Origin of the sequence: Actinomyces viscosus (genome assembly GCF_900637975.1) — a bacterium.
GTDB classification, from domain to species: Bacteria; Actinomycetota; Actinomycetes; order Actinomycetales; family Actinomycetaceae; genus Actinomyces; species Actinomyces viscosus.
The window spans coordinates 1,022,927-1,043,522 of the sequence record NZ_LR134477.1 but is presented as its reverse complement, the minus strand read 5'-3'; the positions used below and the strand labels follow the sequence as shown (position 1 = coordinate 1,043,522).

The following is a 20,596-nucleotide window of genomic DNA, read 5'->3' as shown; positions in this document are numbered from 1 at the left end:
ATTTACGTATTTCGGATTTGTGCTCTGCTGTCAACTGTCAATGCTGTCAACCGTTCTCAGTATCCCGTCTCGTAGCCAACCGACAACCGTCGTAGCCAAGAATACAACGCTGCGCGCGGTGGCTTCGTCGACGTCTTGCGGTTGATCACTGCCGTGCCGATCAGGCTGGTAGCCAATGGTTGCAAGAGCGTCAATGAATACCTCGATGCCGGGCTTGACGTTTATCTCGCCATTGACGTTATAAACTCGATCCGGCAGCTTGCACTCCCACTTGTCTGGTGCTTGACGGAGTTCGCTGGTCATACTACCAATGGTTGCTTTGTTGTTTTTGGGTGAGACGATTGGTTTAAGAAGTGTTTCGATGGCCTTGATAGCCTTGCCCCAGGCGTCACTCAAATTTGGGTCGCGACCGAAGGCAAGGGCCCATGCTTCTTGCATGTATTGCGAAGCTTGATCGTCTAACTGAGCTACCTGCTCGTACTCGTCCCAAAGAGTCGGTTCAATCCGCTCCACTAGACGGCTGCCGTCGGGCGATACGCGGAGAACGTGGCCAGCAGACTTTAAGATGTGTTCAAGTGATTGTGCGTGGCCGAATCCGTGACCAAGGAGCCAATCTATGACGTCGAGAGCCCTTGATTCGTCATATATGTTACCCCATAGACTGCTGTTTTGTATGCAAACGATGACGGCATTGCCAGGATAGAAATTGTCAATGTTGTCGCTGAGTTCATCGATACGTAGTTCAAGTGCAATTTGAGTTACAAGTGGCAGTTGGCCATCATGTGCGACCCACTCTATTGTATTAGTGATCCACTTATTAATGCTGCGTCTCATGAATGTTGGAACGCCGTCGATTGGACCGAAATCGTCTCGCTGATTTCTTCTTACCGAAAGTGGCGTCCATGGATTTGTTGTCATGCTGTCAGTTCCTGCGAGATTAGAGGATGAGTTGTTCTATATGTCGTGGGTTGTCAGAATATTATTCTGATTTGCCTTTTCCTATCATAATCGCAAGTGGCACCCCTTCTGCTCCAATTTGTGTTATTGATCGAATCCAGGCGGCCCATTCTGGGGGAAGGATTTTTATATTGTTGTTGCCCACAAGTATCGCCATCGCGATAATGAGCAACACGCTGCAAGCAAGCGAATATCGCACTATTGTTTTCGACAAAAGTCCTGTATTTGCTTTGTCGGCTGCTACGTCAATCGATGCCGCTAGCTCTGGTGCTTCCTTGCTGATGACCTCGTAAGCCTCAGGTCCTGCTGTCGCATCAATCGGCAGCGTCTGGGTGTCAATTAGTTGCTCAAGATCTAAGCCGAGCGGGGTTGCGAACGTGCTGGAATCTTTGATTGTCGAATCGTATTCTTTCAAAATTGACGGAAAGTCGATGGCGGCAATTGACTTTGCCAGTCGCTTGTTCAAGTCTTCGTTGAGAACATGTAACTTGCTTATTGTCTGAGTGAGTGAACTGATCAGCTCAGGGTTGTTTGAAATTGCAAGCGATGTTTGTTGGATCTGCGGAAGGGCTATTTCACTCAATGTTGAGGTGATCGACGTCAAACTGCGTCGTGTTTCAGGTGTAAATATGATTGGTGGCAGTTGAATCTGGATCTTGCTCAGACTTACGATCCAGTCTTGTTGCATCTTCTGGCTCATCTCCGCAATTGCTGCTACTGCTTGAAGTAGCGATTCTTGAGTCTCTCGTGGTATCGTGAGTCTATTGATGCTTGCGATAGATGAATCCAGGGCGGCTGCACTAAGTTTGGCAATCTGGACAAGGTTCGTGTCGGTCACGATATTTGCGATTGACGCCTGTTTGCGCTGATCACGATTCTCGATATCTGTCATTTCTGCTTCTTTGTATCCTTGAGTATGTGGATGGTTGTGGTTGTCGGTTATGAACCAGCCGCAGCCCTCTCCTTAGCCCACTCCCGACACTTTCGCCTATATCGCGGCCACTCCGTTCGCCAGTGAATGCCGTCATGGGCTGGACAGGTTGGCTCATCGCACAGGATCTGCTGGGTGATCCAGCCGAACCTGGTGTCGGCGTATTCGGCGGCGCGTTCGCGTAGGTCGCGCCACTCCGGCGCTTCGTCGAGCGGCTGGCGGCTACGCAGTGCCAGTCGCCAGAGCTGCCGCAGTTTTTGGGACTGCTCACTGGTGTCGATCGTGCCTGCGCCGTCTCGGGTGAGATCGTCGGGGATCTCGCCACGTGGCTTGAGCACGTGGCACCTCCGGCAGAGCCCGCGAAGGTTGCTCAGCTCGATCGATCCGCCGTCGATATGGTCAACTTCGGTCGCTGGCCGCTCGTTGCAGCTAACGCAGCGGCCGTCGTTCTGTGCCAGCACCTCTTGGCGAAGCTCGTCACTCAGTCGCGGCCTGGTGTAGGCCAGGTCAAAGGCGAGGAAGGTGATCATATTGCTGGAGATGACCAGTGCAGTCAGCGGGTCTGTGCTGCGGCCATCGCGTATCGCCTGCCGGACGTAGCGGATCTTCTCGGCCTGCTTGCGGCAGTGCTCTGAGCAGAAGCCGACGTGTTTCTTTCCAACCTCGGTCGGGTCGAGCGGCTCAAGGCAGCTGGCGCACAGCCCAACCCTCCACTCCTGCTCCACGGGCACAGGGCACGCCTTCTTCCATGCAACCGAACCAAGCACCTCTGCTGTGAGCAGCCAGCACGACTGTGTGCGACCGCAGCATCAGCGCAATAACTTTGTCAGTATCCCATCGAGGGGTGCTGGCAGCGGTGGGCGGAGGGTCACGGTTGCGTTGCACTGCATCGGCTGTGACAGTAGCGCCCTCCAGGAGCGAAACTCGCTCCCCATCCACCACAACCCCGCTCTCCCAACTCCTTCAACCCTGCACTACCTTTGCAGGAGCTGGAGCGCCTCCACCCCAATCTGCTCTGCCATCTTCTCCAGGCTCTTGAGGGTGAGGTTGCGTTCGCCTCGTTCGACTCCGCCCATGTAGGTGCGGTGGACGCCAAGGGCGTCTGCGAAGGCTTCTTGGCTCAGGCCTCTCTCCAGCCGGTAGGCACGCAGGTTCCTGCCCACCGTCTTCTGGAGATCACCAACAGCCACATCTCTCAGCCTGGCTACCTGCTACTTGAAGGTCTACAGACTGATGAGTAGCATCACGTGGTGCGGGCGGCAGACGATGTGCGGTAGCCGAGGGGAGGAGCGCCATGGTCATCACTCTCCAGGCGCTGGCCGAGGCCCACATCCCCACCATCCTCGAGGCGTGCGCGAACTGGCCGGAGCTGGCGCAGTATGGCTTGCCCTACTGGCGGCCGAGGAGCAGCGCGGAGCTGCGTCGCAAGATCGCCGATACAGCGGGTCCACTGCCCGCCACCGCCTACAGCTTCGTGCTGGTCGCCGACCATGGTCGTCTGGTCGGCGAGGCCTCGATCCATGCCATCGACTGGCGCAGCCGCGTCGCTCAGGTGGGCATCTGCATCTGGCGGCCGAGCGATCGAGGCCAGGGCTATGGTGCGGCGGGCAGCCGGGCAGTCATCGACTGGGCGACAGGTCAGCTGGGGCTGCATCGTCTGGAGGCCTGGATCCTGGCCGGCAACGCCGCCTCTCTCGGGCTCTTCCGCAGCTTGGGCTTTGTGGAGGAAGGCCGGCTGACGCAGCGCTACTTGGTGGGCGGCCAGTACGCCGACATGCTGGTGCTGGCCCGCGTCAATCGGGCGTGAGCAGATGAGTATGGGGGAGTGGATGGTCGGAGCTAGTTGTTGTGGGTCATGAGGTTGTAGTCGTGGGGGCAGCGGGGCTTGGGCTGTCAGGATGGGTGGTGCTGAATCATCCTTCTGACATAGAAAGCCCCGCTGCCATGACCCACCGTAACGCTCCGCTGACGCCTCAGGGCCGCTACCGGCTCGTGATGCGTTGAATCGCCCCGGGTTTGATGGAGGCGGTGATGACACGGAAGGATCACTGTCATGGGACAGAGGAAGTACCCCGATGAGCTGCGCGAGCGGGCCACGAGGACGGGCCTTGGAGGCGCTGGCCGACCCGGCGCGGGCCAAGGGCGCGATCCGCAGGATCGCCGAGGAGCTGGGAGTCCACCCCGAGGCTCTGCGCTCCTGGGTCAAGAAGGCCCAGGTCGATGGTGGTCTAAGACCGGGAACCACCACCGATGAAGCGCAGCGGATCAAGGAGCTGGAGAAGGGAGGTCCGAGAGCTGCGAAGAGCCAACGCGATCCTGAAGAGCGCGTCGGCTTTTTTCGCGGCGGAGTGTGAGCGCCCGTCGCGCTGATCTGTCAGTACATCGAGGCCAAGAAGGAGGAGCTCGGGGCCTGGCCGATCTGCGCCACGCTCAGCGAGGCTGGTGTGCAGATCGCCCCGAGCACCTACTACGCCCGTCGTAGCCGTCCTCCATCAGCCAGGTCGTTGCTCGACGAGGCCCTCAAGGCGGAGATATCCAGGGTCCACAAGAACCAGCTACTCGGTGCTGGGGGCCCGCAAGATGCACGTGATGCGGGGTCGCCCTTGAGGTCGCCGAGCGTCACGGAGCCGGTCACGTGGCCCGCTGTACCGTCGAACGCCTCATGCGGGTTATGGGTCTACCGCGGCGTCAGGCGCGCCAAGTCGCCCAGGACGACCCGCTCGGCACCTCCGGACCGGTGCCCGGCCGACCTCGTCAAAAGGCATTTCAGCGCGTTCAGGCCCAACGAGCTGTGGGTCGCCGACATCACCTATGTGCGTACGTTCTCGGGGTGGGTCTACGTCGCCTTCGTCACCGATGTCTTCTCGCGGCGGATCATGGGGTGGCAGACCACCTACCGGCCAGTGTGCACCGACCTGGCCCTGGACGCCCTCAAGATGGCCGTCTGGCAGCGAAAACGCACCGGGGCTGATCTCTCTGGCCTGGTGCACCACTTGCGACCGCGGCGTGCAGTACCGAGCCATCCGCTACGGACAGGCCCTATCAGACTGCGAGGCAGTCGCCTCTGTAGGCTCTAACCTCGAGATTTCATCGTTGAGGTGGTGAAAGTGGGGTGAAGGTGTCGCTTCGCCTGGAATAATGCGGGTTGCTGAAATCCGAGAACTCCAGGGGGAGGACACCTTCGTGGTGAAGAATAGCGGGTTGTACCCGGTTGTGGGTGTGGAGTCCGGTCAGGTGCCGGCGGTGGGTCTGGCCGGGGCGAGGCTGCTGACCGAGACGAGCGGGGTCACGGGCCTGGGCAACGAGCTCTCGCAGGCCCTGTCTACGTGGCGGCGGCCGGGGTCGGTGCACGACCCGGGCAAGATCATCTTGGATCTGGCGGTGTGCGTGGCCCTGGGAGGCCGGTGCCTGTCGGACCTTTCGCTGCTGCGGTGCGACAAGGAGGTCTTCGGGCTTGTTGCCTCCGACCCGACGGTCTCGCGACTTGCAGGGGCCCTGGCCGACCACGTCGAGGCTGTCGAGGCCGCCGTCAACCGGGCCCGCAGGACAGCGCGGCATCGGGTGTGGGCCCTGGCCGGCGAGCACTCACCGACCGCCGGCGTCTCGGCGAACCGGCCGTTGGTGATCGACGTCGACGCCACCTTGGTTAATGTGCACTCAGACAAAGAGGGTGCGGCCCCGACCTTCAAGAAGGGGTTCGGCTACCACCCGCTGACCGCGTGGTTCGACCACGGCCCCGACGGTGGGGGTGAGTGCGCGGCGCTCGTGCTGCGTCCCGGTAACGCGGGATCGAACACTGCCGCCGACCACGTCGAGATCATCCGCCGGGCACTGGACCAGGCCGGGCTCGGCCCCAGACCCGGTAGAAAGGTGCTGGTGCGCATCGACGGGGCCGGAGGCACGAAGGAGACCATTGAGCTCCTGGCCCGTCGGCGGGTGTCCTACAGCGTGGGGTTCACGCTGCCGGACCACACGCCGCAGATCCACGGGCACCATCCCCGAGGCCGCCTGGGACCCGGCCTACAACGCTGACGGACAGCCCAGGCAGGGTGCGGACGTCGCTGAGATCACTGACCTGCTGGACCTGACCGCCTGGCCCAAGGGGACGCGGGTCAACCGTGCGCCGAGAGCGGCCCCACCAGGGAGCCCAGCTGCGCTTCGAGGACGTCGGGGGCTACCGGCTGACCGCCTTCGCCACCAACACAAAAGTAGGTCAGCTCGCCGATCTCGAGGTCCGCCACCGGCTACGGGCCCGCTGCCAGGGGACCGTATCCGCTGTGCCAAGGACACCGGGCTTGACCGCTTTCCCTTGCAGGGGTTCGCCCAGAACCGTATCTGGTGCCTGATCGTGGCCCTGGCCTGTGACCTGCTGGCCTTCTCCCAGCCGCTCGCCCTGGCCTCCACCCCCGCCCGCACCTGGGAGCCCAGGACGATCCGCCTGCGCCTGATGAGCATCCCCGCCGTCATCACCCACCGTGCCCGCCGCACCGTCCTGCGCTACAAGGCCGACCACCCCTTCACCAGCCTCCTGCTGACCGCACTGAGCAGCTTTCAGGCCCTACCCGCACCATAGGCACCCGACCGCCGCCTCCTGCCCACCACGACCCTGAAGGAACAACCCTGGCCCCTGGAAAGGCCCGACCACCGCGAGACGACACGCGGCAGACCGTCACACCCAACCGGCATAATCGCCCCCACGACACCGGCAACGACGCCACCCACACCCCACTCAACCAACCAATGAAAGATCGAGGCTAAACGCCCCACCCCCGGCACACTAAGCGTCATGAGTCAGGCGTCATTCGATTCCCTGAGATCAGTAAGGATGAAGGAGGGCAAAAAGCCGAGGAGTTCCTCATCGGCTCCTTCGCCTCATGGATACTGGCCATCCTCGGCGCTGTCGCCGTTCATCTCGCCTGAGTTGTGAGTTGCGGAAAATGCCGTATTGACGGGGCTTTGATGAGTGTCTCGCACAATGAGTTCGAATGACTTCCTGGACATACGTGTCGATCGGCGGAAACGCTTCACCGGACTCAGCGCCTTCCTCTCACGCCGCTTCGTGACGACGCCGTCGATGAGCATGCCTTCGTGAGGCTCGTCGAACGGCTGGCTGTGGCGGGGGTCGACTCCATCACCGCCCTCGGCTCGACCGGGTCCTACGCATACCTCGCACCGGCTGAGCGTGCTCGGGTGGCTCGCCTCGCCGTTGAGCGCGCCGGGCCGACGCCGGTGTTCATCGGTGTCGGTGACCTGCGCACCTCACTGTGTCCTCGCTCATGTTGATAGTGCGCAGGAGGCTGGCGCGGCTGGTGTCCTGCTGGCCCCGATGACCTACCACCCCCTCACTGACGACGACGTGTACGAGTTGTTTCGTACCGTCACCGAGCACGCTGACCTGCCGGTCATTGTCTACGACAACCCCGGCACCACGCACTCCAAGCGGTTCCTGTCGATGCAGCGTTTTCGTTGTGATTGCGGCGGTTTGCTGGGGTGGTTCGGGGTGCGGGTGGTGGTGGGTGGGGCTATACTGTACATATGTTCGATGGTGGTGTGCTTCCCTGTGACCCGGCCGGCAGCGTGCCGGGTGGGGTGGGCGCGCCCGCCGGGGCTGCGGGCCCGAGCCCGCAGCCGGTGCCGGTGGGGGATGTGGCGGGTGTGCTGGCGTCCCTGGGGGCGGGTGGGGTGCTGGCCGGTGTGGTCGAGGGCCTGCTGTCCCGCCTGCTGGTCAGCGCCCAGGGTCCTGACGGTGAAGGCCCCACCGCTGCTGACGGCGACGCCGGTGCCGGCGCCGATGACGTGGTGCCAGCCCTGCTCCCCGGTGAGCCTGGCGGTGATGCGGTTCTGGTGGGTGCTGCTGAGCGGTGCCGGGTCCTGGGGGTGGAGGAGGCCGCCTCCTCGGGGCTCATGGGTCTGGGGGCCGGGGGGTGCCCCTATGTGGTGTGTCAAGCGGCGGTGGGTAGTTTCGTGGCTGGTTGGGGGTCGTAGAGTGCGCCGTTGCGGATCATGGCGTGCAGGGTCAGGATGCGGCGGTGGGCCAGGGCGAGGACGGCCTGGTTATGGCGTTTGCCCTGGTTGCGTTTGCGCTGGTAGTAGGCCCGGGAGACGGGGTCGGAGCGCAGTGAGGCGAAGGCGGACAGGAACATGGCGCGCTTGAGCCTCTTGTTGCCGCCGTGGGAGACGTGCTCACCACGGATCGATGAGCCGGAGCGACGTGTGACAGGAGCGAGCCCGGCGTAGGAGGCCAGCTGGGCTCCGGCGTCGAAGGTCTTGCCCAGGGTCTCGGCCAGGAAGACGGCTGCGGTCCTGACCCCGATCCCGGGCATGGAGGTCAGGACCTGGTAAAGAGGGTGGGCCTGCACCAGGGTCTCGACCTGGGCTGCGACATCGGCCCGCTGAGCGTGCAGGGAGATGAGCTGCCTAGCCAGGTGGGGCAGCACCACTGCGGCGGCGTCGGTGCCGGCGACCACCACGGTCTGGTGCTCCAGGGCCGAGACGATCTGGCCGGCCCAGGTGGCGTGCCGCCTGCACCCGTGCTTCTTGAGCCTGGCGTCAATCCTTGCCTTGCCCGCTCGCTTCAGATCGGCTGGAGTGGGCCAGGCGGCGACGACCTCCAAGACGGCGTCGTGCTCCAGCCAGGGCCCCACCACGGCCTCGAGGGCGGGGTGGATCTGGGTGTACAGGCCCCGGATCCGGTTTGCGGTCTGGTTGACCTGGCGGGCCAGGTCCAGGTCGAAGCCAGTCAGCATGCTCAGCGCCGCAGCCTCTTCCTCCGAGGCGCTGACGGCTCTCAGGGTGTGAGGCATGGTCCTGGCTGCGCCGGCGATGACGGCAGCGTCCTTGGCGTCGGTCTTGGCGCTGCCCGGCGTCAGGTCAGCGATGCGGCGCATCGACAGCCCGGGCAGGTAGCCCACGGTGATGCCCATGTCCTGAGCCACCGCCACCGCCAGGGCCCCGATGGTGGCGGGCTGGTCGACCACCACCAGCACCTGCCCCTTTGCCTGCAGGCGCTGGTAGACCTCACGCAGCCGGTCCTCGTCGTTGGGCAGGGCCCTGTCGAGGACCTTCTGCCCGTCCCGGCTCAGGGCCGTGGCCCAGTGCTCGCTCTTGCCGACGTCGATGCCGATGAAGACGTCGATGTCCTCGATATCCATCTCTCCTGCCACCTCTCGCTGCATGGGTGAGGGTCAGCCGGTGGACGACCGGTCCCGCACCCACGTTACGAAAGACCTCACACGCAGCGGGTCGTTCCCCTTATCAGCGGTCACCAGCGCCCGGCTGCCGCGGGTGACAACACCCCCCGGATCATTAGAAGACAGGGGCAAGACATCATGCCCACAGCAGCTGGCCCAGCCCCGGACCACCCGGGACCACCAACAAGGTAACGGGCTGGGGGAGCTGGTGGCGGCCTGCCGGCGCCTGGCGGCCTGGGCCGCCTGGGGTGAGGCCCTGGCGGCGGCCTGCCTGACCGGGTGCGCGGAGCTGTCGACCCACCCCGGACAGTGGGGCCCAGCAGGCACCGTGTCCCCCGTGGTGGGCTATGACGAGCGGCGCTTGAACACCACCTGCCTCCTTTCGGCCCGCCTCGGAGTCTCCCGCACCCGGGCCGGGCAGGTCATCGACCACGGCACCGCCTTGATGAGCGCCGGTTTCGGGCCGGTCGAGGCTATGGAGCGCTGCGGGGTGCTGGACTCAGCCAAAGCCTGCCTGGTAACTCGTCGTCTCGAGGGGGTGCCCGCCCCGGTGGCCCTGGAGGTTCAAGAGCAGGTGCTGCCCCAGGCGCCCCGGCGCAGCGTCTGCCAGCTGGGACGCGACATCGAGAGAGCCCTTATCCGTCTTGACCCCGACGGTCACGCCGAGCGCGCCCAGGCCAACACGAGCCGTCGGTGTGTGTCGCGCCCCAGGCCCGCCGGTGAGGGGGTCTGCCGGGTGAGCATGCTGCTGCCGGCCATGGACGCCCTGCTGCTGGACGCCACCCTGGACGCCATCGCCGCCAGCGCACGTGCCACCGGCGAGAGGCGCACCCTGGCCCAGCTGCGAGCCGACGCCATCACCAGCATGACCCTGGCCACCCTGCGGGCCAGCCAGCAGACCGCCTGCAGCCACCCCGTTCACCCCGTTCTGACGGGGCCCGAGTGCGGCTGCGGTTGCGGTCGCGGGAACCGCTCCGACAGCGGTGCCGGTGACGGCGCGTCCCATCCGGAAGGCGCCGCCGCTCACGGTCAGAGGCAGGCCGAGGAACACCACCCAGACACACCAGAGCCTTTGCCTACGGCTCCCGTGGACTCCCGGAATCACAGGGATCACGGGGATCACGGGAAGTGCGGGGATCACGGGAAGTGCGGGGATCGCGGGGATTGCGGGGATCGCGGGGGTTGCGGGGATTCTTGGGTGGTGTCGAGCCCGACCGGCCCGCAGAACCCCTGCGCGCCCGACGCGGCGCCCGGTGCGGTGCCTGAGACGGTGGCTGCCAATCCGGGGCGGTTGCTGCCGGACGGGGTGCCCCTGGAAGGACTCCTCAGCGCCTTGAGCTCCCTGGTGGGATCCACCAGCCCCTGGTGGAGACCCTCACCCACCGGGTACCTGCCCCTGCCCGAGAACATCCGCATCAACGTCAACGTCACCGTCCCCCTGACCAGCCTCACCACACTGACCAGCCCACAGGGCCCGGCGGGCCTGGCCCCACCCGTAGGAGACCCCTCTCATCGCAGCCCCGGTGGCGGTGGCCCCGCAACCGCGCTGGAGCTCACCGAGCGCGAGTCGCCCACCACCAGCGGCAGGAGTCTGCCCGCTGCCGGATCCGTTGACCGGGTTCCTGTCGCAGTGCCCGCTGGGACTGCCCCGCACGCGACAGCACCCACGCCTACGCAGGCCGCCCCTGTCACCGGGGCTGCCACCACAGCCACCGAAACCACCGAGACCACCAAGCCCGCCAACGCCACCGGGCTCACTGATCCCGCCAACGCCACCGAGGTCACTGAGCCTGCCAACGTCGCCGGGGTTGCTGAGGTCTTGATCGGCGCCCGCGGTGCCGGCGGCCACTGCCTGGTGCCTGGCGGCTGGGGGTACCTGGAGGCGCCTGGTCACCGACCCGCTCAGCGGCACCGTCATCGACGTGGGCCGCAGCCGGTACCGTCCCCCGGCAGGCCTTGCCGACCTGGTGCGCGCCCGCGACCACTCCTGCGTCTACCCCACCTGCCAGACCCCCGCCCAGAGGTGCGACATCGACCACCTCACCCCCTGGAGCCAGGGCGGGACCACCAGCCTGGACAACCTGGTCACCCTGTGCCAGACCCACCACCGCCTCAAGCACACCCCCGGATGGGCCCTGACCCGCAACGAGGACACCGGGGTGCTGTCCTGGCACACCCCCGACAAGACCGTCTACCAGCGCCACCCCGACGCCACCATCAACCGCCTCCCCAAGAAAGTCGGACCGCGCCAGCACTACCTCCCCGGCGCCCAGGTACCCACGACCCTGAGCAACCAGATCAGCCCCGAGATCATCGACCGGCTCAACACCGCCCTGACCAACACCCACAGCACCAACAACACCAACGACACCAACAGCCCGCTCCGGCTCACCACCCGAGGCCCCACCCCCGGCCAGAAAGCCGGAGACTACGAAACCACCCCCTACCCCCACGCCACCCACACCCTCGGACCCGCACCCCTCATCGACCAAGCCCCACCCTTCTAACCAGACCGGCGCCACTGACATTTATGACTAATCGACACCGCTACGCCGAGCTTCACGCTCACTCCGCCTACTCCTTTCTTGACGGAGCCAACGAGCCCGATGATCTGGTCGCGGCCGCCGTCGAGCTCGGGTTGGAGGCTCTCGCTCTCACCGATCACGATGGTGTCCCCGGCATCGTCAAGCACGCGCAGGCAGGTCGTGTCCGCAGCATGCCCACCATTCATGGTGCCGAGCTCACCCTTGCCGACGGCTCCCGCCTTCCCGTCCTGGCTCGTCATCCCACCGGCTACTACCGCCTGGTATCGGCCATCTCACAGCACAACCTGAACGCTGGAGAACGCCGGGAACCGGCCCACGACCTGCCCACTCTCGCCTCGGCTCTTCGCGCCGCCTCCACCAGCCAGACCGGGGGAGAGGCCGGAACCTGTCTCATCCTCACTGGCACCGCCAACGGTCCCCTGCGCCGGGCTCTGGGCGATCCCCACCGCCCCGGCACCTGGGATATGGCGGCGGCGGACGCCTGCCTGGGGCGTCTCGCCGAGCTTTTCGCCACCCCCGACCGTGGCCGTTCCTCCGCCACCAGCGCCACTACCGGTGGGCTGAGCGTTGAGGGGGACGCCGCCGTGGGTCTGGCCGTCGAGCTCACCCTGGACGGCGGCCCCACCGACGCGGCCCTCACCGACGCTCTGACACGGCTGGCCCGCGCCCACCGACTACCCCTCGTGGCCACTGGCGCGGTGCGCTGTGCCCGCCCCTCCGACGCCCGACTCGCCGATGTCCTCACCGCAACCCGACTGGTCACCGACCTGGAAGACGCCCGCGGTCACCTTCCCGCCATCGGCCGCTGGCTGAGAGGAGCCCAGGACATGGCCAGGCTCCACCGCCGCAGCCCCCACACCGTCGACCTTGCTGCGGACCTCGCCTCCGACCTCGCCTTCGACCTCTCCCTCATCGTCCCCGACCTCCCCGACGCCGATGTTCCGGAAGGGCACACGCCCGCCAGCTGGCTGCGCGAGCTCACCCGCCAAGGCGCCACCCGCCGCTACGGCACCCCGCAGGAGCACCCCCGAGCCTGGGAGGTGCTCAACCACGAGCTCGACGTCATCGAGTCCCTGGGCTTCCCAGGTTACTTCCTCATCGTGCACGCCATCGTCGAGTTCTGTGCGCAGTCGGGGATCCTGTGCCAGGGAAGAGGATCGGCCGCGAACTCCGCAGTCTGCTACGCCCTGGGAATCACTGCCGTCGACGCCGTCCGGCACAAGATGCTCTTCGAACGGTTCCTGTCCCCGGGGCGAGCCGGCTACCCGGACATCGACCTCGACATCGAGGCCTGCCGCCGTGAAGAGGTCATCCAGCACGTCTACTCCCGATACGGCAGAGACTGCGCCGCCCAGGTCGCCAACGTCATCTCCTACAGACCCAGATCCGCCGTTCGCGACGCTGCCCGAGCCCTCGGCCACCCCGCCGGAGTGCAGGACACCTGGGCCAGGCAGATGGACCGCTGGACCACGGTGCACCCCGGAGGACTGACAGGACAGGGCGAGGAGGTTCCCGAGCCGGTCCTCGACATCGCCGAGAAGCTGTTGCGCCTGCCCCGGCACCTGGGGGTCCATCCCGGAGGCATGGTCCTGTGCGGCCGCCCCGTCACCGAGGTGTGCCCGGTGCGCTGGGCCTCCATGGACAACCGCTCGGTCCTCCAGTGGGACAAGGACGACTGCGCCGAGGCCGGCCTGGTCAAGTTCGACCTCCTGGGCCTGGGAGCACTCACTGCGCTGCGCCTGGCCTTCACCACCCTGGCCGAGCGCGGGCAGACCGTGCCCGACGTCGTCGAGGAGGGCGAGCTGCGCACCTCCCAGACCGGTCGTCCCTGGGGCCTGCACACCCTCCCCGAGGAGGATCCGGCCGTCTACCGACTGCTCACGGCCGCGGACACGGTCGGGGTCTTCCAGGTCGAGTCACGCGCGCAGATGGCTACCCTGCCCCGACTGCGCCCCAAGGAGTTCTACGACATCGTCGTCGAGGTCGCCCTCATCCGCCCCGGCCCCATCCAGGGCGACGCCGTCAACCCCTACATCCGCCGCAGGCTGAAGCGTGAGAAGGTCACCTACCTGCACGACTCCCTCAAACCCGCCCTGTCCAAGACCCTGGGCGTACCGCTCTTCCAGGAACAGCTCATGCAGATCGCCGTCGATGCCGCAGGGTTCACCCCCGCCGAGGCCGACACCCTGCGCCAGGCCATGGGGGCCAAACGATCCATCGAGCGCATGGAGGCTCTCCGCAACCGGCTCGTGGCCGGCATGAGGGGCCGAGGCATCGACGAAGCCACTGCTGAGAAGATCTACAGCAAGCTGAGGTCGTTTGCCGAGTTCGGCTTCCCCGAGTCCCACGCCTTCTCCTTCGCCTACCTGGTCTACGCCTCGGCCTGGCTCAAGGCGCGTAAGCCCGAGGACTTCTACGCCGGGGTCCTCGCCGCCCAGCCCATGGGCTTCTGGTCCCCGCAGTCCCTCGTGGCCGACGCCCGCCGCCACGGCGTGAGAGTCCTTCCCGCAGACGTCAACCACTCCCTGGCACAGGCCACCGTCGAGCAGAGGGCGGAACAACGAGGCGCAGGGCCGTCAGAAGATCTGACGGAGCAGTGGAAACCGCTCACGCCCCATCCCGCCGCCCCATCGCCACTTGATGTTCATGACGATCTCGCGGTGCGTCTGGGGCTGGCGCCGGTCAAGGGACTGGGGGATCGGGCCGCGCAGGCCATCGTCACAGAGCGCCGTGCCCACGGCCCCTACCGGGACCTGGCCGACCTCGCTCGACGCGTGAGCCTGAACCGTTCCCGCCTTGAGGTGCTGGCTGCATCGGGAGCCCTCGATAGCCTGGGAGTGGAGCGCCGTCGGGCACTGTGGGCCGCAGGGGTCCTGTCCGATGAGCACGGCCGACGCCGTAGCGCCTCCCGCCAGGACCCGAGGGAATGGGTTCAGCCCACATTTCCGGGCACCGCTGTCGGCGTCGTCGCCCCGACCCTGCCGACCATGACCGACCGTGAGCGTCAGGCCGCCGATCTGAGCCTGACCGGAGTCTCCACCCACGGCTCTCCTCTGAGGCTGCTACGTCCCGAACTTGTCGCTGACGGCATACTGGCCGCAGCCGATCTCTCAGGCCAGGAGCACGGGAGCCGAGTGAGGGTCGCCGGCGTCGTCACCCACCGGCAGCGGCCACACACGGCTACCGGCATGATCTTTCTCAACCTGGAAGATGAGACCGGTCTGCTCAACGTCGTCTGTCGAGCCGGCATGTGGCGCCGCTACCGCAGTATCGGCAGACGCGCCAGCGCCCTCATCGTGCGTGGCACCGTGGAGAGGGGAGACGGGGTCGTTGCCCTCATGGCCGAGCACCTCCAGGCCCTTCCCGGTGTACCCGTCACTGGCAGCCGGGACTGGTGCTGAGGACAACGTCCCTCACCAGCCCCTAATGGCCCACACCGGCCCTCACTCCTTGCGGGAGGAGTACGAGGGCAGCTCACCGGTGACCGGGGCGTCCTTGGTGTGCAGCTCGGAGTAGACGGACCAGGCCACGCTGATCAGGGGGACCGCGACAATCGCACCGAGCAGCCCGGAGGCATAGGTTCCCAGGGCGACCCCGATGATCACCACCACCGGGTGCAAAGAGACCTGGCGTCCCATGATGAGGGGCTGGAGAATGTGCCCCTCGATCTGGCCGATGCCCGCGACCCCCACGCCGACGACGATCATAGTGACGAAGCCTCCGGAGGCCAGAGCCACCACCATGGCCACAAGCATCGCCAGAGGCGCACCGATGATCGGGATGAAAGCACCGATGAACACGAGCACCGCCAGGGGCGCCGCCAACGGGATCCCCACCAGCTGCAGGAATATGCCGGCCATGATGGCGTCGGTTAGCGCCACCAGCACGGTCCCGCGCGCGTAGCCGGCGAAGGTGTACCAGCCGGCACCCGCAGCCCGGTGGGTCGACTCGCGCATCGTGGCGGGCAGCTCGTTGAGAAACCAGCGCCACATCTTGCCTCCGGAGGCGAGGAAGAAGATCGTGACGAACAGGGCCAGAGCCAGGACCGTCAGCACATCGACGACGGCACTCGCGTTGGAGACGACCTCCGAGGCCAGGGAGGGGGCATTGGACTGCAGATAGTGCTGCCCCTGGCGCAACCAGACCTGGACCTGGTGATAGACCTGCTGCTGCGTCAGATGCAGCGGCCCGTGCTCCAGAAAGTCCATGATTGTGTCGAGACCGTCACTGAACTGGGAGGCCAGGGAGCTCCACTGACTGGTGACAGAGGTGACCACGTAGGTCACCAGACCAGCGATCGTCCCAATGGTGGTCAGCAGGGCCAGGAAGGTTGCTGGGTAGCGAGGCATGATCCTGGCGAAGAGGTTCACCAGCGGCTGGAGGATCGAGGTGAACACCAGTGCCATGAACAGGCCGATGAACACCGGGATCACCTGGGAGGTGGCGTAGAAGACAAGGCCGATCACAATGATGATGCCGAGGCCCAGCCAGGCTCCCATGCCGCCTCGCACCAGCCAGGAGGGCAGGGAGTCCATCACCGACGAACGGGTCGTCACCGTCTCCGGGAAGGAGACCGACGGTGCCACACGGACATGGGTGGTGGACACCGGGGGAGTCGCCGGCTTGGTGGTGGTCTCCTCGCCCGGGTCAGACTCCCAGTGCAGCCGGTAGTCGCGATCCGCCTGCCTGCGCCTCTCCGCCCAGTCGATCCCTCGGTCCAGGGCCGTACGAGCACTTCTGAGCCGTCCAAGGAGGCCGCTGCTGCTCAGAACGTCTCGGGACGGCTTCCTTCCCGACTCGGGCGTCTGGGCCATCAGGTGGGAGTCGGCGTTCTGAGGACGCTCGGGAGCCCGATCCGGTGCGTCCTCTGACGGGTCCTCTGACGGGGAGCTGGTTGTTGCCATGGGGTAAACGTTCAGTCCTTCGCTGGTTAACGGGCTGACGAAACACGCACAGCCTACTAGCGTGGCCCCATGACCGCCCCGAATGTCAGCAATCAGTCTCACTCCTCCGCAGCGCCGAACCAGGTGCGTCTACCTCGCACCGCCGCGCTGGGACCGGGGCTGGGAGGGCAGCCGCGACTCCTCATCGATGCCCCGGCCGGAGCCGCGGAGATCTACCTTCACGGCGCCACCGTCACCTCATGGGTGCCACGCGGCGGGTCCGAGGTCATCTTCACCTCACGGCAGGCGGTCTTTGACGGCTCCACCGCTATCCGTGGAGGAATTCCTCTGTGCCTGCCGGAGTTCGGCGTCGGCATCAACGGCGACGCCGTACCGAAGCACGGCTGGGCGCGCATCGCACCCTGGCAGCTGCGGACGGTCACCAGCACCGACGACGGCGGTGTCAGTGCTCTTCTGAGCGTCAGCCGCGACCGCCTGACGGCGCTCTACGAGGTCGAGGTCGGTGAGACTCTGCGCCTCGGGCTCAGCCTGCGCAACGACGGGAACGAGCCTCGCACGGTGGAGGCCGCTGCCCACACTTACCTCTCGGTCCACGATGTCACCGCCAGCCTCATCAGCGGGTTGGCCGGAGCCTCCTACAGTGACAATCTGGCACGCAGTCCCCAGGAGGCCCACCGGGTCCAGGAGGGGGAGGTTCACATCTCCGGCCCAGTGGATCGAATCTACGACTCGGCCGAGCCGGTCACCGTGACCGACCCCGGTCACCAACGCACAATCCGCGTGGACAAGCGCAACGCCCCCTCCACGATCGTGTGGAACCCCTGGTCCACCTACAGTGCACCGCTGCAGGACATGGCCGACGACGAGTTCCCCACCATGGTCTGCGTCGAGAGCGGGGCAGTGCGTGAGCACGCTCCCACCATCGATCCCGGGGCGAGCTGGTCCATGCAGGTGACCCTCAGCGTCGAGAGCACCGGATTGTGACGGGAAGCACTCGAAGGTGGTTTGGTGGCCTCGGTAGCCGTCATGCTAAGTTTCTCTGCGTCGCCGGAGCGAGTCTCCGGCGGAGCCGCTGAGAGGCGGTGGAACAACACAAGTCCGAGTGGCGGAATAGGTAGACGCGCTAGCTTGAGGTGCTAGTGCCTTATTAAACGGGCGTGGGGGTTCAAGTCCCCCCTCGGACACCACCAACACATGATCCCCGGAACCCTGAGGTTCCGGGGATCATGTCTTACTTTTCGGCGGCCGCCGGCTCAGCTCCACTCAGGACGGTAGAGATCGGGACGGGACTCCATGCAGAAGAAGACCAGGAGCGCGATTGAGCCACCGGGTACGAAGCCGAGGAGCAGCCAGAGTCCGGACTTTCCATTGTCGTGCAGACGACGTACCGTGAGGGCCAGGCTCGGGATAAAAATAGCCAGTCCATAGAGCATGTAGAGAAGCCCAACCACGATAAACCCGATACCGGCTCCGGTGCTGTCAGATGACTCACTAAGAGAAATGAAGATGAATGCCAGCAGGTAGAAGCCGAGTATAACAAGGCTGTTGAAGAGCGCCACCCACCAGTACTCGGAACGGGACGCATAGCCGCGGAACTGGGCGTAGCGCTGGAAGAAGCGCTTCACGGCCTCGCTGAAGCTTGCACCAGGCAGAGGGGCGATGTCTGGTGTCAGAGGTAGAGGCCCGAACTGTCCGAACTGCTGGGGAGCCCCATAGGGGGTGGGTCCGCCGCCGTAGGGTGCCTGACCGCCGTAGGGGGGCTGCTCGCCGTAGGGGGCGGGGCCGCTTCCGTAGGACATGAATCCTCCAAGTGAGATTGAGAGACGTTGGGGGGTGATGCATCCATGGCGTCTCAAGGGAAATGCCGAGCCAGACCTGGGTTGGCCTGGCGAAGGCAGCCTAGGGGGAGGAGCCCTTCCCTGTCATCTCGGCAGCAAACCCTGATACGAGGGGTGCTCTTCGGAACCCCCGTATTTCCGTAGTGGTATCGGTTCCGCTCCGGTGTGGAGGTAGTGAACACGTGGTCCCCGGAACCCAAGGTTCCGGGGACCACGCTGTTCGTAGAGAAGAGACTGGGATCAGTTCCACTCAGCACGGTAGAGATCAGGCCGAGACTCTGAGGCGAGGAGGACCAGCAGCCAGATCGGTCCGGCGATCGGCACGAGCCAGATGAAGATCCAGAATCCTGATTTTCCAGTGTCGTGCAGGCGCCTCACCAGGGAGGACAGGCTCGGAAGAAGAATCACGAGACTGAAGATCGACGCAATGCTCGACACGATGTAAAAGCTGCTGGGATATGTGGGTGTCACTGCGACGCCGTGCTGGGCGGCATCCATGGCCTCGGACACCGCCTGGATCGCTGGAATGGTCGTGAAGAGGGACAGGGTGAAGCTGATGATGAAGTTCACCAGCCATGGCCACCAGTACTCCGAGCGGGAGGCGTAGCCGCGGAACTGGGCGTAGCGCTGGAAGAAGCGCTTGATGGCCTCGCCGATAGACGCTCCTGGCAGTGGGGCGATATCGGGCGACAGGGCTGGGGTCCCGAACTGCTGGGGGGCGCCGTACGAGGGCTGGCCGGCAGGGTACTGGGTGGGTCCGCTTCCGTAAGACATTCATCCTCCATGTGAGACGAGGTCGGGGAATCATGGGCATATGTACAAGAGACAACGGCTCTCGTGTCGCAAAGCGTTCTGCCAGTGACAGCTTAGGCATAAGACGGCTCCGATGCCATCCCAGTCTCCCAAGTTCTGATGGGCAGTACTTCCCAGGATCCTGACGCGCATCCAGTAGCCTGTTTCAGTGAGTCCCGTTGTCCCCCTGAGCAGCCGTCTGAGCCCGCAACGCGCTCCCGAGCTGATACGTGCCAGAACTGGGGTCTACCTCGTGTTCCTGGCCAATGGTCTGGGCTTCGCCAACCTGGTTCCACGGTTTCCTCAGATCGTGACGCAGCTGGATCTGAGCAAGGCGGCCTTCGGTCAGGCCGTCGCCGCGGTCAGCGTCGGCGCTCTCGTGGCCGGGCTCGCTGCGTCCTGGCTCATCTCCCGTCTGACCTCGGCCAAGGTCGCCAGCCTGGGCATGCTCGTGGTGGCTCTGGCGCTTCTCGGTGCAGGCCTGGTCCGTTCATGGATCGTCCTGGCCGGCTGCCTCCTGGTCGTGGGCGGAACGGATGCCATCGTCGACGTCGCACAGAATGCGCACGGCCTTCGGGTCCAGCGCCGTTGGGGCGCTTCCATCGTGACGAGCTTCCATGCCGCCTGGTCGCTGGGTGCGGTCCTGGGTGCGGCCATGGGGCAGGCCATGGCCGGAGCCGGTGTGGCAATAGGAACCCATATGATGCTGACGGCGGTGCTGCTGCTGATCATCTCGGTGGGTCCCCTGCTGGCGGGCTGGATCCTGCCCGGTCAGGACTCTGCTGACCGTGACCTCGCTCAATCCGGGGTATCTGACGACTCCCATCAGGCGTCACTGTCGGCCTCGTCGTACCGCTCACTCCCGGTGACGACCCTGGTTCTCAGCGTCGTCGGGCTGCTGTGCGCCGCCTCCATGTTCCCCGAGGACGTCGCCATGAACTGGTCCTCCCTGCTCCTGTCCGAGCAGGGCGCTGCTGCTGGCCATGTGGGGCTGGGGCTGGTGGCGCTCCAGGGGACGATGATCGTCGGGCGTCTGGTGGGGGACCGGATCATCGATGCCGCTGGTCGGCGTGCCGAGATCGCTTGGGGTGGGGCGCTGGTGACCCTTGGCATGAGTGTCGCGCTCCTGCTCTCCTCCGTTCCCGGGACGCTGATCGGTATGGCGATCTCCGGAGCCGGCTGCGCCGTCGCCGTGCCCGTGACCTACTCTGCTGCCGACGACGTCGAAGGACTTCCCCCCGGGCTGGGCCTGACCGTCGTGTCCTGGCTGGCTCGTCTCACAGGTCTTCTGGCGCCTCCGGTTGTCGGCTGGCTCGCCGACGACCACGGACTGTGGGTGGCTCTGGCCTACGGCCTACTGGGAGGCCTCATCATGGTCACCTGCTGGCCGATCCTGCGCCGTGGAGGCGCGAAGGATCGTGCATGAGACGTTCGCGAA

Annotated in this window: 16 protein-coding genes, 1 tRNA gene and 3 pseudogenes; 11 read left to right on the top strand and 9 right to left on the bottom strand. The window is 65.3% G+C overall.

The features are described 5' to 3' along the window. Window positions 1–30: 30 nt before the first annotated feature. The 4 genes from EL340_RS04585 to EL340_RS04570 form a co-directional block, all read right to left on the bottom strand. Complete coding sequence (locus tag EL340_RS04585) at window positions 31–918, bottom strand: hypothetical protein (protein WP_126413632.1); 888 nt, start codon at window positions 916–918, stop codon at window positions 31–33. Between the two features lie 61 nt (window positions 919–979). Beyond that, complete coding sequence (locus tag EL340_RS04580; protein ID WP_126413631.1) at window positions 980–1,849, bottom strand: hypothetical protein; 870 nt, start codon at window positions 1,847–1,849, stop codon at window positions 980–982. A 47-nt stretch (window positions 1,850–1,896) separates the two neighbouring features. Further along, on the bottom strand, window positions 1,897–2,619 hold the full coding sequence (locus EL340_RS15070) for an HNH endonuclease (protein WP_197722346.1): 723 nt from the start codon (window positions 2,617–2,619) through the stop codon (window positions 1,897–1,899). A gap of 243 nt (window positions 2,620–2,862) precedes the next feature. Continuing rightward, window positions 2,863–3,078: a helix-turn-helix domain-containing protein gene (locus tag EL340_RS04570; RefSeq protein WP_126413630.1), complete on the bottom strand. Its 216-nt coding sequence runs from the start codon at window positions 3,076–3,078 to the stop codon at window positions 2,863–2,865. A gap of 104 nt (window positions 3,079–3,182) precedes the next feature. On the opposite strand from EL340_RS04570, the gene EL340_RS04565 reads away from it, so the two are divergent. The 6 genes and pseudogenes from EL340_RS04565 to EL340_RS15715 all read left to right on the top strand — a co-directional run. After that, entirely contained in the window at window positions 3,183–3,695 is a 513-nt protein-coding gene (locus tag EL340_RS04565; protein WP_126413629.1) for a GNAT family N-acetyltransferase, read from the top strand. Between the two features lie 268 nt (window positions 3,696–3,963). Further along, window positions 3,964–4,242 carry a transposase gene (locus tag EL340_RS04560; RefSeq protein WP_126413628.1) on the top strand — a complete coding sequence of 93 codons (279 nt, stop codon included), beginning with the start codon at window positions 3,964–3,966 and terminating at the stop codon, window positions 4,240–4,242. A gap of 90 nt (window positions 4,243–4,332) precedes the next feature. Then, window positions 4,333–4,965 (top strand): DDE-type integrase/transposase/recombinase, encoded by a 633-nt coding sequence (locus tag EL340_RS15900; protein ID WP_408608562.1) that lies wholly within the window; start codon window positions 4,333–4,335, stop codon window positions 4,963–4,965. Window positions 4,966–5,071: 106 nt separating this feature from the next. Then, window positions 5,072–6,461 (top strand): annotated as a pseudogene (locus EL340_RS04550) (IS1380 family transposase). A 515-nt stretch (window positions 6,462–6,976) separates the two neighbouring features. After that, complete coding sequence (locus EL340_RS04545) at window positions 6,977–7,171, top strand: dihydrodipicolinate synthase family protein (RefSeq protein WP_269471647.1); 195 nt, start codon at window positions 6,977–6,979, stop codon at window positions 7,169–7,171. A gap of 43 nt (window positions 7,172–7,214) precedes the next feature. Beyond that, a pseudogene (locus tag EL340_RS15715) lies at window positions 7,215–7,265 on the top strand (hypothetical protein); the annotation flags it as partial. 32 nt (window positions 7,266–7,297) lie between these two features. Here EL340_RS15715 and EL340_RS04540 read toward each other — a convergent pair. Then, entirely contained in the window at window positions 7,298–7,834 is a 537-nt protein-coding gene (locus EL340_RS04540) for a hypothetical protein (RefSeq protein WP_126413627.1), read from the bottom strand. Beyond that, window positions 7,831–9,063 carry an IS110 family RNA-guided transposase gene (locus EL340_RS04535; RefSeq protein ID WP_425331263.1) on the bottom strand — a complete coding sequence of 411 codons (1,233 nt, stop codon included), beginning with the start codon at window positions 9,061–9,063 and terminating at the stop codon, window positions 7,831–7,833. The genes EL340_RS04540 and EL340_RS04535 overlap by 4 nt, the downstream gene beginning before the upstream one ends. A gap of 208 nt (window positions 9,064–9,271) precedes the next feature. On the opposite strand from EL340_RS04535, the pseudogene EL340_RS15895 reads away from it, so the two are divergent. Together EL340_RS15895 and EL340_RS04515 are read left to right on the top strand one after the other, a co-directional pair. Next, a pseudogene (locus EL340_RS15895) lies at window positions 9,272–11,585 on the top strand (DUF222 domain-containing protein); the annotation flags it as partial. Window positions 11,586–11,608: 23 nt separating this feature from the next. Further along, on the top strand, window positions 11,609–15,025 hold the full coding sequence (locus tag EL340_RS04515; RefSeq protein WP_126413626.1) for an error-prone DNA polymerase: 3,417 nt from the start codon (window positions 11,609–11,611) through the stop codon (window positions 15,023–15,025). 42 nt (window positions 15,026–15,067) lie between these two features. On the opposite strand, the gene EL340_RS04510 is transcribed toward EL340_RS04515, so the two are convergent. After that, entirely contained in the window at window positions 15,068–16,528 is a 1,461-nt protein-coding gene (locus EL340_RS04510; protein WP_126413625.1) for an AI-2E family transporter, read from the bottom strand. Window positions 16,529–16,597: 69 nt separating this feature from the next. Between EL340_RS04510 and EL340_RS04505 the strand changes: the two genes are divergently transcribed. Beyond that, a complete protein-coding gene (locus EL340_RS04505; RefSeq protein ID WP_126413624.1) occupies window positions 16,598–17,512 on the top strand; it encodes a D-hexose-6-phosphate mutarotase in 915 nt (304 codons plus the stop codon). Between the two features lie 112 nt (window positions 17,513–17,624). Then, window positions 17,625–17,715: transfer RNA gene (locus tag EL340_RS04500), tRNA-Leu, on the top strand. Window positions 17,716–17,781: 66 nt separating this feature from the next. Here the strand turns inward: EL340_RS04500 and EL340_RS04495 are convergent. Further along, on the bottom strand, window positions 17,782–18,327 hold the full coding sequence (locus EL340_RS04495; protein WP_126413623.1) for a DUF805 domain-containing protein: 546 nt from the start codon (window positions 18,325–18,327) through the stop codon (window positions 17,782–17,784). Between the two features lie 279 nt (window positions 18,328–18,606). Continuing rightward, window positions 18,607–19,140, bottom strand: coding sequence for a DUF805 domain-containing protein (locus EL340_RS04490; protein WP_126413622.1), 534 nt, complete (start codon window positions 19,138–19,140; stop codon window positions 18,607–18,609). 187 nt (window positions 19,141–19,327) lie between these two features. Between EL340_RS04490 and EL340_RS04485 the strand changes: the two genes are divergently transcribed. Next, entirely contained in the window at window positions 19,328–20,584 is a 1,257-nt protein-coding gene (locus EL340_RS04485; RefSeq protein ID WP_232023217.1) for an MFS transporter, read from the top strand. Window positions 20,585–20,596: the final 12 nt, after the last annotated feature.